13 protein-coding genes are annotated in these 14,058 nt (G+C 71.7%); 5 read left to right on the plus strand and 8 right to left on the minus strand.

The features are described 5' to 3' along the window. Position 1: 1 nt before the first annotated feature. Together recO and AC4BDD_RS20840 are read left to right on the plus strand one after the other, a co-directional pair. Positions 2-748, plus strand: coding sequence for a DNA repair protein RecO (gene recO / locus AC4BDD_RS20835; protein WP_490686966.1), 747 nt, complete (start codon positions 2-4; stop codon positions 746-748). 64 nt (positions 749-812) lie between these two features. Beyond that, a complete protein-coding gene (locus AC4BDD_RS20840; protein WP_490686967.1) occupies positions 813-1,658 on the plus strand; it encodes an isoprenyl transferase in 846 nt (281 codons plus the stop codon). A gap of 88 nt (positions 1,659-1,746) precedes the next feature. On the opposite strand, the gene AC4BDD_RS20845 is transcribed toward AC4BDD_RS20840, so the two are convergent. From AC4BDD_RS20845 to AC4BDD_RS20860, 4 genes are all read right to left on the minus strand, one after another. Further along, positions 1,747-2,172, minus strand: coding sequence for a Fur family transcriptional regulator (locus AC4BDD_RS20845; RefSeq protein WP_490686968.1), 426 nt, complete (start codon positions 2,170-2,172; stop codon positions 1,747-1,749). Between the two features lie 107 nt (positions 2,173-2,279). Further along, on the minus strand, positions 2,280-3,182 hold the full coding sequence (locus AC4BDD_RS20850; protein WP_490686969.1) for a metal ABC transporter permease: 903 nt from the start codon (positions 3,180-3,182) through the stop codon (positions 2,280-2,282). Further along, complete coding sequence (locus tag AC4BDD_RS20855) at positions 3,182-3,949, minus strand: metal ABC transporter ATP-binding protein (RefSeq protein WP_490686970.1); 768 nt, start codon at positions 3,947-3,949, stop codon at positions 3,182-3,184. The genes AC4BDD_RS20850 and AC4BDD_RS20855 overlap by 1 nt, the downstream gene beginning before the upstream one ends. Positions 3,950-3,998: 49 nt before the next feature. Next, positions 3,999-4,982: a metal ABC transporter substrate-binding protein gene (locus tag AC4BDD_RS20860; RefSeq protein WP_490686971.1), complete on the minus strand. Its 984-nt coding sequence runs from the start codon at positions 4,980-4,982 to the stop codon at positions 3,999-4,001. Positions 4,983-5,122: 140 nt separating this feature from the next. Here AC4BDD_RS20860 and AC4BDD_RS20865 point away from each other — a divergent pair, with 140 nt between their 5' ends. Next, a complete protein-coding gene (locus AC4BDD_RS20865; protein ID WP_490686972.1) occupies positions 5,123-6,505 on the plus strand; it encodes a glycine--tRNA ligase in 1,383 nt (460 codons plus the stop codon). 252 nt (positions 6,506-6,757) lie between these two features. Here the strand turns inward: AC4BDD_RS20865 and AC4BDD_RS20870 are convergent, their stop codons facing one another. From AC4BDD_RS20870 to AC4BDD_RS20880, 3 genes are all read right to left on the minus strand, one after another. Next, positions 6,758-7,432 carry a TetR/AcrR family transcriptional regulator gene (locus AC4BDD_RS20870; RefSeq protein ID WP_490686973.1) on the minus strand — a complete coding sequence of 225 codons (675 nt, stop codon included), beginning with the start codon at positions 7,430-7,432 and terminating at the stop codon, positions 6,758-6,760. Positions 7,433-7,440: 8 nt separating this feature from the next. After that, complete coding sequence (locus AC4BDD_RS20875) at positions 7,441-8,460, minus strand: aldo/keto reductase (protein ID WP_490686974.1); 1,020 nt, start codon at positions 8,458-8,460, stop codon at positions 7,441-7,443. A 129-nt stretch (positions 8,461-8,589) separates the two neighbouring features. Beyond that, a complete protein-coding gene (locus AC4BDD_RS20880; RefSeq protein WP_490686975.1) occupies positions 8,590-10,182 on the minus strand; it encodes an MFS transporter in 1,593 nt (530 codons plus the stop codon). Between the two features lie 101 nt (positions 10,183-10,283). On the opposite strand from AC4BDD_RS20880, the gene AC4BDD_RS20885 reads away from it, so the two are divergent. Next, on the plus strand, positions 10,284-11,129 hold the full coding sequence (locus AC4BDD_RS20885) for a helix-turn-helix transcriptional regulator (RefSeq protein WP_490686976.1): 846 nt from the start codon (positions 10,284-10,286) through the stop codon (positions 11,127-11,129). A 132-nt stretch (positions 11,130-11,261) separates the two neighbouring features. Here AC4BDD_RS20885 and AC4BDD_RS20890 read toward each other — a convergent pair whose 3' ends face one another. Continuing rightward, positions 11,262-12,722, minus strand: coding sequence for an MFS transporter (locus tag AC4BDD_RS20890; RefSeq protein ID WP_490686977.1), 1,461 nt, complete (start codon positions 12,720-12,722; stop codon positions 11,262-11,264). 166 nt (positions 12,723-12,888) lie between these two features. On the opposite strand from AC4BDD_RS20890, the gene dusB reads away from it, so the two are divergent. Next, a complete protein-coding gene (dusB, locus tag AC4BDD_RS20895; protein WP_490686978.1) occupies positions 12,889-14,025 on the plus strand; it encodes a tRNA dihydrouridine synthase DusB in 1,137 nt (378 codons plus the stop codon). Positions 14,026-14,058 lie beyond the last annotated feature (33 nt).

Genomic DNA, 14,058 nt, shown 5'->3' on the forward strand with positions numbered 1-14,058 from the left:
CATGACCCTGTTCCGCGACGACGGCATCGTGCTGCGCACCCAGAAGCTGGGCGAGGCGGACCGGATCATCACGCTGCTCACCCGGGGTCACGGGCGCGTACGCGCCGTGGCCCGAGGGGTGCGCCGCACGAAGTCGAAGTTCGGGGCGCGGCTGGAGCCCTTCTCCCACGTCGACGTGCAGTTCTTCGCACGCGGCAGCGACCTCGTCGGGCGCGGCCTGCCCTTGTGTACGCAGAGCGAGACCATCGCTCCGTACGGCAGCCGGATCGTCACCGACTACGCCCGCTACACCGCGGGCACCGCCATGCTGGAGACGGCCGAGCGGTTCACCGACCACGAGGGCGAGCCCGCCGTCCAGCAGTACCTGCTGCTCGTCGGGGGGCTGCGCACCCTCGCGGCCGGGGAGCACGCCCCGCACCTGGTGCTCGACGCCTTCCTGCTGCGCTCTCTCGCCGTCAACGGCTACGCCCCCAGCTTCGACGACTGCGCTAAGTGCGGCATGCCCGGGCCCAACCGTTTCTTCTCGGTCGGGGCGGGCGGAGTCGTGTGCGGCGACTGCCGGGTGCCCGGTAGCGTCGTACCCTCGGCGGAGACGCTGACGCTGCTCGGCGCGCTGCTCACCGGGGACTGGCGGACCGCGGACGCCTGCGAGGCCCGTCACGCCCGGGAGGGCAGCGGGCTGGTGGCCGCGTATCTGCACTGGCATCTGGAGCGGGGACTGCGCTCGCTCCGGTACGTCGAGAAGTAAGCAGAAGCAGGCAGAAGTGCGCCGAAGGTAAGCGCAGAAGGTAGCAAGGGAGACGGACACCCGCATGGCACGACGCGGAATTCTGGGTCGACAGCGGCGCGAGTACCAGGTGCCGGATCCGCACCCCTCCGGGGCACGGCCGCCGAAGATCCCCGGCGAGCTGGTCCCCAAGCACGTGGCGATCGTCATGGACGGCAACGGCCGCTGGGCCAAGGAGCGCGGGCTGCCGCGCACCGAGGGGCACAAGGTCGGCGCCGAGCAGGTGCTCGACGTGCTCCAGGGCGCGATCGAGATGGGCGTGAAGAACGTCTCGCTCTACGCCTTCTCCACCGAGAACTGGAAGCGCTCGCCGGACGAGGTCCGCTTCCTGATGAACTTCAACCGCGACTTCATCCGCAAGTCCCGGGACCAGCTCGACTCCCTCGGTGTCCGGGTGCGCTGGGCCGGCCGGATGCCCCGGCTGTGGACGTCGGTGGCCAAGGAGCTGCAGGTCGCGCAGGAGCAGACCAAGGGCAACGACGAGCTGACCCTGTACTTCTGCATGAACTACGGCGGACGCGCGGAGATCGCGGACGCGGCGCGGGCGCTGGCGGAGGACGTGAAGGCGGGCCGGCTCGACCCGTCGAAGGTCAGCGAGAAGACCCTGGCGAAGTACCTGTACTACCCGGACATGCCGGATGTGGATCTCTTCCTGCGGCCCTCCGGCGAGCAGCGCACCTCGAACTACCTGATCTGGCAGAGCGCGTACGCGGAGATGGTCTTCCAGGACGTGCTGTGGCCCGACTTCGACCGCCGGGACCTATGGCGGGCCTGCCTGGAGTACGCCTCCCGGGACCGCCGCTTCGGTGGCGCGACGCCCAACGAGGAGCTGCTGAAGAAGGAAGCGGAGCCGACCACGCCGCAGGGCTGAGTGTCGCCGTGAAGAGTCACGGGCCGCGGCCGCCACGCCCCCGAGGCGCGGACGGTCGCGGCCCGTCGCTTTTCCGGTAGCCGCCCGGCTACGGCTTGTCAGGCGCCGGGGCGGAGCACTCCCCGCAGGTGCCGAAGATCTCGATGGTGTGGGCGACGTCCACGAAGCCGTGCTCCGCGGCGATCGAGTCGGCCCACTTCTCCACGGCCGGGCCCTCGACCTCGACCGCCTTGCCGCAGGAGCGGCACACCAGGTGGTGGTGGTGCTCCTCGCTGCTGCACCGGCGGTAGACGGCCTCGCCCTCGGTGGTGCGCAGTACATCGACCTCACCGGCGTCGGCGAGCGACTGCAGGGTGCGGTAGACGGTGGTCAAGCCGACCGAGTCGCCCCGGTGCTTGAGCATGTCGTGGAGCTCTTGCGCGCTGCGGAACTCGTCCACCTCGTCCAGCGCAGCCGCCACTGCCGCGCGCTGCCTGGTGGACCGGCCGCGTACTGGGGGATTCGCGGTCGCCACAGTTGCCTCCTCAAGCTCGCCTGCTCGGTGTCACCCGTCCGCACCCTTGCGTGGTCATTGTGCCAGGCGGCGGGGACGGGGCGGGCTGGAGCGCGAGCAGACCTGGACTACACCTGGACATCGTCCCCGGTGGACCGGCCGGTGGGTACGGCCGAGGGCTCCAGGGTGCAGGACTCCTTCGCGGGAGTGTGGACCCGTGCGCGTTTTCTCGCCAGGGGGGCGGCGAGCGCGGTGATGACGGCGAAGACACCGATGGCCAGGACGACGATGGTCGCGCCGGGCGGCACGTCCTCGTAGTACGAGTAGACGGTGCCGGAGAGGGTGACGCTCACGCCGATGCCGATCGCCAGCGCCAGCGTCATCGCGAAGCCGCGGGTGGCCTGCTGGGCGGCCGCGACCGGGATCACCATCAGCGCGCTGACCAGCAGCAGGCCGACCACGCGCATGGCGACGGTGACGGTGACCGCGGCGGTGACGGCCAGCAGCAGATTGAGGGTCCGCACCGGCAGCCCGGTGACCCGGGCGAACTCCTCGTCCTGGCAGACCGCGAAGAGCTGGCGCCGCAGGCCGATGGTGATCAGCACCACGAAGCCGGCGAGCGCGCTGATCGCGGTGATGTCCTCCGGCGAGACAGTGGTGATCGAACCGAAGAGATAGGTGGTGAGGTTGGCGTTGGAGCCGGTCGGCGAGAGGTTGATCAGCAGCACGCCGCCGGCCATGCCGCCGTAGAAGAGCATCGCCAGCGCCAGATCGCCGCGGGTCTTGCCGTACCAGCGGATCAGCTCCATCACGATCGCGCCGAGCGAGGAGACCGCGACCGCGGTCCACACCGGGTTGGTGCCGGTCAGGAAGCCCAGCGCGACACCGGTCAGGGCGACATGGCCGATGCCGTCACCCATGATCGCCTGGCGCCGCTGCACCAGGTAGATGCCGACGGCGGGGGCGGTGACGCCGATCAGCAGGGCGGCGATCAGTGCCCGCTGCATGAAGGCGTATTGGAGGAATTCCATCAGCTCAGAAGCCCTGTCCGGATCGGTTCGGCGTCGTGCGGGGCGTGCGGGTGCACATGGTCGTGGCCGGGCAGCGCGTGCTGGCCGACCGCCTCCGGCGGCGGGCCGTCGTGCACCACGCAGCCGTCGCGCAGCACCACCGCGCGGTCGATGAGCGGCTCCAGCGGACCCAGCTCGTGCAGCACCAGCAGCACGGTGGCGCCGACGGCCACCTGCTCGCGCAGGGTGGCGGCGAGGATCTCCTGGCTGGCCAGGTCGACGCCGGCCATCGGCTCGTCCATGATCAGCAGTTCCGGTTCGCCGGCCAGCGCGCGGGCGATCAGCACCCGCTGGTGCTGGCCGCCGGAGAGCGCGTTGACCGAGTCCCTGGCGCGGTCGGCGAGCCCCACCAGCTCCAGCGCGCGGTCCACCGCGGCCCGGTCCGCCTTGCCCGGCAGGCCCAGCCTGGTGCGGGCCAGCCGGCCGGCCGAGACGACCTCGCGGACGGTGGCCGGGACGCCGCTGGCCGCGGTGGTGCGCTGCGGTACGTACCCGATGCGGGCCCACTGACGGAAACGGCGCCGCGGGGTGCCGAACAGCTCCAGGGTGCCGCCGGTGAGCGGGACCTGGCCGACGACGGCACGCACCGCGGTGGACTTGCCGGAGCCGTTCGCTCCGAGCAGCGCGACCACTTCGCCGCGGCGCACGGTGAGATCGACGCCACGCAGCACGGGCCTGGAACCGAGCGAAGCGCTCGCTCCGCTCAGGGATATCACCGGCTCCTTCATGTCTGCCGCCTCCATGGTCTGGCTGTGAGCGTCTGGCTGTGGGTCGTCGTCACTTGGCGCCGAGCGCCTGGCGCAGCGCGCTGAGGTTCGCGCGCTGGACGGCGAAGTAGTCATCGCCCTTGGACTTGTCGCTGATGCCCTCGATCGGATCCAGCACCTCGGTCTTCAGGCCCAGGTCGCCCGCCAGGGTCTTGGCCGTCTTGTCGCTGACCAGCGTCTCGAAGAAGACCGTGGAGACCTTGTCCTTCTCGACGATGTCGTGGAGATCCTTGATCCGGGCGGGGCTGGGCTCGGACTCGGGGTCGAGGCCGGAGATGGCCTCCTGGGTCAGGCCGTACCGCTCGGCGAGGTAGCCGAAGGCGGCGTGAGTGGTGACGAAGGTGTCCGAGGCGCGGTTCTTCAGCCCCTTGGTGAACTCGGCGTCGAGCGCCTTGAGCTCCTTCACCAGCGCCGCGGTGTTCTTCTTGTAGTCGGCGGCGTTGTCCGGGTCGGCCTTCGCAAGGGCCTTGCCGACGCCTTCGGCGACCTCGGCGTACTTGACCGGATCCAGCCAGATGTGCGGGTCGGCACCGGCGTGCTCGCCGTGCTCCTCCTCGTGACCTTCCCCGTGGCCGTCTTCCTGGCCCTCTTCGCCGTGGTCGTGGCCGCGGACCTCGGTACCGTGGTCTTCGAGGTGGGTGAAGGAGCTCGCCTCGGCGACGGCCTTCGGGTCGGCCTGGTCGACGGACTCGTCCACCGCCGGCTGGATGCCCTTGAGGTAGACCACCAGCCCGGACTCGCTGAGCTGGGCGGTCTGCTTGGCGGTGAGCGTCAGGTCGTGCGGCTCGACGCCGGGCTTGGTGAGGGTCTTCAGATGGATGTGGTCACCGCCGATGCGCTCGGCGAGGAACGCCATCGGGTAGAACGACGCCGCGACGTTGAGCTTGCCGTCCTCGGCCCGCCCGGACGCCTCGAGGGTGCAGGAAGAGAGCGTGACCATGGCCAAAGCGGTGGCTCCGGCCACGGCGGCGGGTATGAGAGGGCGTACGTTCATGACTCTCATTTTCAACAAAACTGGAAACCATTGTCAACAAGCTGGTCGAGGCCCGTTCTCCACCCATGCGATTTGATCCCAGGGGCCCACGCGCCGGTAACCTGAGGCATTGCTTCGTCGACATCAATGAAGAGAGCACCGTGGCCGCCGACAAGATCGACACAATCGTCAGCCTGAGCAAGCGCCGTGGCTTCGTCTACCCGTGCAGTGAGATCTACGGCGGACAGCGTGCCGCCTGGGATTACGGGCCGCTCGGTGTGGAGCTGAAGGAGAACATCAAGCGGCAGTGGTGGCGCGCCATGGTCACCTCGCGTGACGATGTCGTCGGCCTCGACTCTTCGGTGATCCTGGCGCGCGAGGTCTGGGAGGCGTCCGGCCACGTCGCCACGTTCACCGACCCGCTCACCGAGTGCACCTCCTGCCACAAGCGGTTCCGCGCGGACCACCTGGAGGAGGCGTACGAGGCCAAGCACGGCAAGGCCCCGGCCAACGGCCTCGCCGACGTGAACTGCCCCAACTGCGGCAACAAGGGCCAGTTCACCGAGCCCAAGCAGTTCTCCGGCCTGCTCTCCACGCACCTCGGCCCCACCCAGGACTCCGGCTCGGTCGCCTACCTGCGCCCCGAGACCGCCCAGGGCATCTTCACCAACTTCGCACAGGTCCAGCAGACCTCGCGCCGCAAGCCGCCGTTCGGCATCGCCCAGGTCGGCAAGTCCTTCCGGAACGAGATCACGCCGGGCAACTTCATCTTCCGCACCCGCGAGTTCGAGCAGATGGAGATGGAGTTCTTCTGCAAGCCGGGTGAGGACGAGCACTGGCAGCAGTACTGGATGGACCAGCGCTGGGCCTGGTACACGGGCCTCGGCATGCGCGAGGAGAACATGCGCTGGTACGAGCACCCGAAGGAGAAGCTCTCCCACTACTCCAAGCGCACCGCCGACATCGAGTACCGCTTCTCCTTCGGCGGCTCGGAGTGGGGCGAGCTGGAGGGTGTGGCCAACCGCACCGACTACGACCTCAAGGCGCACTCCGCCGCCTCCGGCCAGGACCTGTCGTACTTCGACCAGGAGGCCGGCGAGCGCTGGACCCCGTTCGTGATCGAGCCGGCGGCCGGTGTCGGCCGCGCGATGCTCGCCTTCATGCTCGACGCGTACGTCGAGGACGAGGCGCCGAACGCCAAGGGCAAGATGGAGAAGCGCACGGTGCTGCGCCTCGACCCGCGTCTGGCCCCGGTCAAGGTCGCGGTGCTCCCGCTGTCCCGCAACCCGGAGCTGTCCCCGAAGGCGAAGGGGCTGGCGGCAGACCTGCGCAAGCACTGGAACATCGAGTTCGACGACGCGGGCGCGATCGGTCGCCGCTACCGCCGCCAGGACGAGATCGGCACGCCGTTCTGTGTCACGGTCGACTTCGACACGCTTGAGGACAACGCGGTCACGGTGCGCGAGCGGGACACGATGAAGCAGGAGCGGGTGTCGCTGGACCAGATCGAGGGGTACCTGGGCGGGCGACTGCTGGGCTGCTGACGCGGCGGTCTGTGCGGGCTGCTGCTCCACGATGACGTCAACCCCGAGGGTGGGGCGTGCGATATGCGCGCCCCACCCTCGGGGTTTTGGCTTGCGGGTTCGTTCCGGCCGGGGCCAGTCGTTGGTCTTCCCCACCCCGCCCTTTCCCGTGCTGGGGCTCTGCCCCAGACCCCGCTCCTCAAGCGCCGGAGGGGCTGGATTTTCCAGCCCGTCCGGCGCTTGAGGACTGGGGGTCCGGGGGCTAGCCCCCGGTCAGGGCGTAAGGCCGCGCAGGAGGAGGTCGCAGACGGCGGCGAACGCCTCGTCGATGCCGGGCGCCGCCCACTCCGCCGCGTAGACCGGATCGTGGAAGCGCCCCGTCGCGTCCCAGATCGCGCGGGCGGTGGCCGCGGGGTCCGAGCCCGGCGCCATCGCGAACTCCCCGCGCTCCACGCCGCCGGCGACGATCGCCGCGATCTGCCCCACCATCGTCTCGATGTGCCGCGCCACCGTGTCGCTGTTCTCGCCGACCAGGGCCATGTACGTCGCGAACAGCTCCGGATCGTCGCCCGCCTTGCGCCGCTTCGCGGCGAACAGCGCCGCCAGCCAGGCCCGCAGGCGCTCGGGCGCCGGGCCCTCGCCGGCGGCTATGCCGGACAGCTCCTCGTGCGCCTGGTCCAGCCACCGGTCGGTGACCGCTTCCCGCAGGGCGGCCTTGGTGCGGAAGTGCCGGTAGACGCTGCCGTGGCTTACCCCGAGCGCCCGCGCCACATCCACCACCGTGGCCTTCGCCGGGCCGTACCGGCGCAGCACCTCCTCGGTGGCCTCGAGGATGCGGTCGGGGGTCAGGGCGTCGGCCCGGGGCTCGGTCCGGGCCTCGGCCCGGGTGCCGGGTCGAGCGTCGGCCCGGGGGGCGGGCCTCGGGTCGCGCCGAGCGTCTGGCGGCATCGGGTCGGCTACTTCCTCTCGCTGTCCAGGTGCGCCATCTGTGCCGCCGGGTAGCGCTCGCCCGCTGCGGCGCCCGCCGGTACGGCCTCCTCGATGGCGGTCAGATCGTCCGCGTCGAGCGTAACGTCCAGCGCGCCGAGCGCCTCGGTCAGCCGGTCCCGGCGGCGGGCGCCGATCAGCGGGACGATGGTCGCGCGGCGCCGGGGGCCCTGGGCCAGCACCCAGGCGATGGCGACCTGCGCGACCGAGACGCCCTTGCCGTCCGCGACCTCGCGGAGCGCGTCGACCAGGTCGAGATTGCGCGCCAGGTTGTCCCCGGTGAACCGCGGGCTCATACCGCGGAAGTCGCCCGCGGCCGGCTTGCGGTCCCGGCTCCAGTGGCCGCTGATCAGACCGCGGGAGAGCACGCCGTACGCGGTGACGGCGACGCCCAACTCGCGGGCGGTGGGCAGGATCTCCGCCTCGATGCCGCGCGAGATCAGCGAGTACTCGATCTGGAGATCGGTGATCGGGGCGACGGCCGCGGCCCGGCGCAGGGTGTCGGCGCCCACCTCGGAGAGGCCGATGTGGCGTACGTAGCCGGCCTTGACCAGCTCGGCGATGGCGCCGACCGTCTCCTCGATCGGCACGTCGGGATCGACGCGGGCGATCCGGTAGATGTCGATGTGGTCGGTGCCCAGCCGCTGGAGGGAGTACGCGGCGAAGTTCTTCACCGCGGCCGGGCGGCCGTCGTAGCCGGACCAGCCGCCGTCCGGGTCGCGCAGCGCCCCGAACTTCACGCTGGTGACGGCCTGTTCGCGGTGGGCCGGCGGGGCGGTGCGCAGGGCTTCGTTGATCAGCAGCTCGTTGTGGCCCATGCCGTAGAAGTCGCCGGTGTCCAGCAGGGTGACGCCGGCCTCCAGGGCGGCGTGGATGGTGGCGATGGATTCGGCCCGGTCGGCCTCGCCGTAGAGGGCGGACATGCCCATGCAGCCGAGGCCGAGGAGGGAGACCTGGGGGCCGGTGGTGCCGAGGGTGCGGTGCAGCACAGGGGACTCCTGGGGAGGGAAGGGGTTTGCGTCCCCTCCAGCATCACCCATGGACTGACAGATTTCAATATCTGTCAGTCCATGGGTGTGAAGACGTGCCCGTTCCGGCTCCGGCTCCGCTTCCGGCGGTCAGCCCACCGCGCGCGGCAGCCGCAGGCTCAGCGCCGCTGTCACCACCACCGCGGCCACCTGCACCCACAGCGCCGTCAGCAGCGCGTCCCGCATGCCCAGCGACGGCTCCAGGGAGAGGAAGAGGGTGCCGAGCGTCGCCACGCCCAGCGCCAGCGCGGACTGCTGGGTGGTGACCAGCACCCCGCTGCCCACCCCGGCCCGCTCGGCCGGTACGTCCGCCAGCACCATCCGGAACAGCAGCGGCAGCTGCAGCCCCTGGCCGAGGCCGGCCACCGCCAGCCCCGGCATCAGCTGCCAGAAGCCCAGGTCCGGCCAGCCGCGGGCCACGGTCACGGCGAGCAGGCTCAGACCCAGCGCCTGGAACACCCCGCCGGCGGTGAACACCCGGCTGCCGAACCGGCCCACCAGGCGCGGCCCGGCCAGCGAGGCCGCGAAGAAGGCGGCCGCCATCGGCACCAGCGCCGTCCCGGCCGCCACCGGCCCGAAGCGCAGGCCCTGCTGGAGGGCGACGGCCATCACGAACATGAAGCCGCCGAAGCCGAGCGAGAAGGGCAGCAGCAGCATCAGCCCGCGCCGCAGACCCGGCAGCGCGAAGAGGCTCGGCGGCACCAGCGGCACCCGGCCGGCCGCGCGCCCGGCCTTCCCGGAACCCGGCGCCGCCTGGCCGGCCCGGGTCGCCCCGTCGGCCGACGCCGCGCGGTCCGCCCCGGCTGCCCGGTCGGCCTGGTCCGCCTGGTCGGCGCGCCGCTCTACGACGAAGAAGGCCGCCGCCGCGAGCGGGAAGAGAGCCAGCGACACCCACGTCCACAGCGGCCAGCCCGCCGCCCGCCCCTCGGTGAGCGGCAGCAGCAGCGTGATCAGCGTGGCCGCGAGCAGCAGGGTGCCCGGCACGTCCACCGGGGCGGGCCGCTCCGACCGGGTGTCCGGAATGGTGCGGGCCGCCAGCACCAGACCCAGCACGGCGACGGGCACATTGACCAGGAAGACGGAGCGCCAGCCCGTCCCCGCGACGTCGGCCGCGACCAGCACGCCGCCCAGGATCTGCCCGGCGATCATGGCGAGCCCGGCGGTGGCGCTGTACATGCTCAGCGCGCGGGCCCGGCGCGGTCCGCTGGTGGAGGCGTGGATGGTGGCGAGCACCTGGGGGAGGAGCAGCGCGGCGGCGGCCCCCTGCGCCACCCGCGCGCCGACCAGCGTCCAGGCGTCCGGCGCCAGTCCGCAGGCCAGCGAGGTCACTCCGAAGGCCGCCATCCCGACGAGGAAGAGCCGGCGGCGGCCGAAGCTGTCGCCGAGCCGTCCGCCGAGGACCAGCAGCACGGCGTAGGTCACGCCGTATCCGGCGACCACCAGCTCCAGTACCGCCGGGCTCGCGTCCAGATCGCGGCCCATCGCGGGCAGCGCGACGTTGACGATGAAGAAGTCGATCAGCGGCAGGGCGGCGCCGAGCAGCAGGACGGCGAGCCCGACCGGGCCGAGGCCGCCGCCCGCGGCGGGCGCTTGGGCCGGCGTCCGCGGGACGGGGCGACCGGGCGGCGGGGTGTGGGAGCGGGCGGGAGCGGGGGCGCGTAGTGGAGTAGGAGTATCGGTCACGGATACGACGATGGCGGCCCACTCAGCCTGGTACCAGAGTGTCTTTATCCTGGTACAGCCAGTACCTGGCATCTGTCTGAGCAGGTAGGCACTCTGGGCACATGAGCATCGCCCTCCAGCAGACCGGGGCCGACGTGCGCCGCGCCGAACTCGCCGCCTTCCTGCGCAGCCGCCGGGAACGCATCACCCCCGAGCAGGTCGGTCTGCCACGCGGCAGACGGCGGCGCACGCCCGGACTGCGCCGCGAGGAGGTCGCCCAGCTCTCCGCCGTCGGCGTCACCTGGTACACCTGGCTGGAGCAGGCACGGGACATCCAGGTCTCCGCGCAGGTGCTGGACGCCATCGCCCGCGCCCTGCTGCTCGACCGGAGTGAACGCGCGCACCTCTTCGCGCTCGCGGAGACGGCCGACCCGGCGCCCGAGACGCGCTGCCCGACGGTGACACCCATGCTGAGGGAGATGCTGGATCAGCTGGAGCCGCTGCCGGCCTGTGTCCAGAACAGCCGGTACGACATCCTCGCCCACAACCGCACCTACGGGCGGCTGCTGTGCGACCTCGACGCCCTGCCGCCCGAGGACCGCAACGTGATGTGGCTGGCCTTCACCAACGCCGACTGGCGGGCGGCCGTGGCCGACCTGCCGGAGGTGAACCGGACGATGGCGGCGAAGTTCCGCGCCTCGATGGCCGAGCACCTCGCCGAACCCGCCTGGAAGGCGCTGCTGGCCCGCCTCCAGGGAGCGTCCGAGGAGTTCCGCGAGGTGTGGGCGCGGCATGAGGTGGTGACACAGCTCTGTCACGCGCGGCACATCCGCAACCCGCATGTGGGGGCGCTGCACTTGCAGCACACGAACCTGTGGCTGGGGCCGGCGGCGGGGCCGCGGTTGGTGACGTATGTTCCGCTGGACGAGGAGTCGCGGCTGCGCCTTCACCGGTTGTGCGAGCTCTGATCTTTTTTACCTGGGGCTCCGCCCCAGACCCCGGTCCTCAAACTCCCCCAGCTAACGCTGGGAGGTGCCCCCAGGACGGGCTGGATTTTCCAGCCCATGCGGGGCGGGGAAGCGGGCGTCCCGGGCCCGGGACTAGACGCGATGGGCCGGGGCCTTGCCCGGGGGAGCGGGTTGCGGGAAGAGCGCGGCCGTGCGGTGGGCCGTCGCCTCCGCCCAGCGGCCTGTCGTCACCGCCCCCAGCACCGTGATCACCACTCCGCAGCCGGCGATGATCCACCAGCCCGGCCGGGCGGCGTCCGTGAAGTCCGCCGGGTCGGTGGGGCCGCCGCGCACCGCCCCCGAAGCCAGCACCGCCCCGATCACCGCCACGCCCAGCGAGAGCCCGACCTGGCGGCTGGTGGAGGCGACGGCGGAGGCCACCCCGGCCTGGGCGCGGGGCATCCCGGAGACCGCGGTGTTGGTGATCGGCGTGTTGACCAGCCCGGAGCCGATGCCGAAGAGCGCGTACGCCGCGAACCGCGGCCCGCTGTGCGTCTGCGCGTCGAAGCCGGCGAACAGCACCCCGGACGCCCCGATGAAGCCGCCGGCGAGCAGCAGCGGCAGCCGTGGCCCGCGACTGGCGACCAGTCGCCCGGAGAGCGGGGCGAAGACCAGGGCCATGCTCGCCATCGGCAGCATCCACACCCCGGCGTGCAGCGCGGACATGCCCCGGACGTCCTGGAGGTAGAGCGTGGTGAGGAAGAGGAAGCCGGCGAGCGCGGCGAAGGCGCTCACCGCGATCACCGTCGCCCCGCTGAACGGCGCGCTGCGGAAGAAGCGCAGCTCCACCAGCGGCTCGGCGCGCCGCCGCTCGTACCCCAGTAGCCCGGCGAGCGCGGCGAGCGCGACGGTGCCGCCCAGCAGGGTCCGAGCCGAGCCCCAGCCCGCCTCCGGTGCCTCGATGATCGTGTACGTCAGCGTGCCCAGCACCGCGATGACGAGCAGCTGGCCCACCGGGTCGGCCCGGCGCGGCTTCGGGGCGCGCGATTCGGGCACGTACCGCGCGGTGAGCACCAGGGCCGCCAGCCCGACCGGCAGATTGATCCAGAAGATGGCGCGCCAGTCGACCGACTCCACCAGCAGCCCGCCGATCAGCGGACCCGCGGCCATGCTCAGGCCGGTGACGGCTCCCCACACACCGATCGCGCGGGCCCGCTCGCGCGGCTCGGTGAAGGTGTTGGTGATGATCGACATCGCCACCGGGTTGAGCATCGAGCCGCCGATCGCCTGCACCATCCGGAAGGCGACCAGGCACTCCAGGTTGGGCGCCAGGCTGCACAGTGCCGAGCCGAGGGTGAAGACCACCAGCCCGGTCTGGAAGACCCGGCGCCGCCCGATCCGGTCGGCGGTGGAGCCGGCCAGCATCAGCAGGGACGCCAGGACCAGGGTGTAGGCGTCGATCGTCCACTGCATGCCGGAAACCGAGGTGTCCAGGTCCTGGCGCATGGCGGGCAGCGCCGTGTTGAGCACGGTGTTGTCGAGGCTGACGAGCAGCAGGCTCGTGCAGCAGATCGCGAGGACGAGCATGCGCCGCCGGTGGCTCAGTTCAGGCATGCCCGCAAGGTAAAACGGACGCCGTCGGTCCGGCTGGAGCCTCGCTGGAGCGGCCATGGACAGGAGGGCTGTGACCGGCATCGCTGAGGGCACCCGCCGGGGTGCGGGACAATGGGAGATCGGCCCGCCCCATCCGCCCCGCAACGTATCCGAGGAAGCCGGTTCCATGACCCTGACGACGCAGCTGCAGATCGGCCCGCACACGGTCCAGCCGCCGGTGGTGCTCGCACCGATGGCCGGGATCACCAACGCGCCGTTCCGCACCCTGTGCCGGGAGTTCTCCGGAGGCAAGGGGCTCTTCGTCAGCGAGATGATCACCACCCGCGCGCTGGTCGAGCGGGACGCCAAGACCATGCGGCTGATCCACTTCGACGACTCGGAGAAGCCCCGCTCCATCCAGCTGTACGGCGTGGACCCGGTGACCGTCGGCAAGGCCGTCCGGATGATCGTGGAGGAGGACCTCGCCGATCACATCGACCTGAACTTCGGCTGCCCGGTCCCCAAGGTGACCCGCAAGGGCGGCGGCTCCGCGCTCCCCTACAAGCGGCACCTGCTCCGCGCCATCCTGCGCGAGGCGGTGACCGGCGCCGGGGAGCTGCCGGTGACGATGAAGATGCGCAAGGGCATCGACGACGACCACATCACCTATCTCGACGCGGGCCGGATCGCGGTCGAGGAGGGCGTCACCGCCATCGCGCTGCACGGGCGCACCGCGGCCCAGCACTACGGCGGCACCGCGGACTGGGACGCCATCGCGCGGCTGAAGGAGGCCGTGCCGGAGATCCCGGTGCTCGGCAACGGCGACATCTGGTCGGCCGACGACGCGGTGCGGATGATGCGCGAGACCGGCTGCGACGGCGTGGTCGTCGGGCGCGGCTGCCTGGGGCGGCCGTGGCTCTTCGGCGACCTGGTCGCCGCCTTCGAGGGCACCGGCCGGGCGGCGGCGCCGACGATGCGGGAGGTGGCGGCGGTGATGCGGCGCCACGCGGAGCTGCTGGCCGAGTGGCTGGAGGACGAGGAGCGGGGCGTCATCGACTTCCGCAAGCACGTCGCCTGGTACACCAAGGGCTTCTCCGTCGGCTCGGAGATGCGCAAGCGCCTGGCCATCGCCTCGTCCCTGGCCGAACTGGACGCTCTGCTGGCCGATCTCGATCTCGACCAGCCCTGGCCGGCCGGGGCGGACGGCCCGCGAGGCCGCACCTCCGGCCGCAACCGGGTCGTCCTGCCGGACGGCTGGCTGGACGACCCGTACGACCGCGCGACGGTCCACGCGGACGCGGAGCTGGACACGTCCGGCGGCTGAACCGCCGCGGCCCCCTTTCCCCCGACCCCCTTG

The organism is Streptomyces sp. JLBT605, from assembly GCF_058215555.1.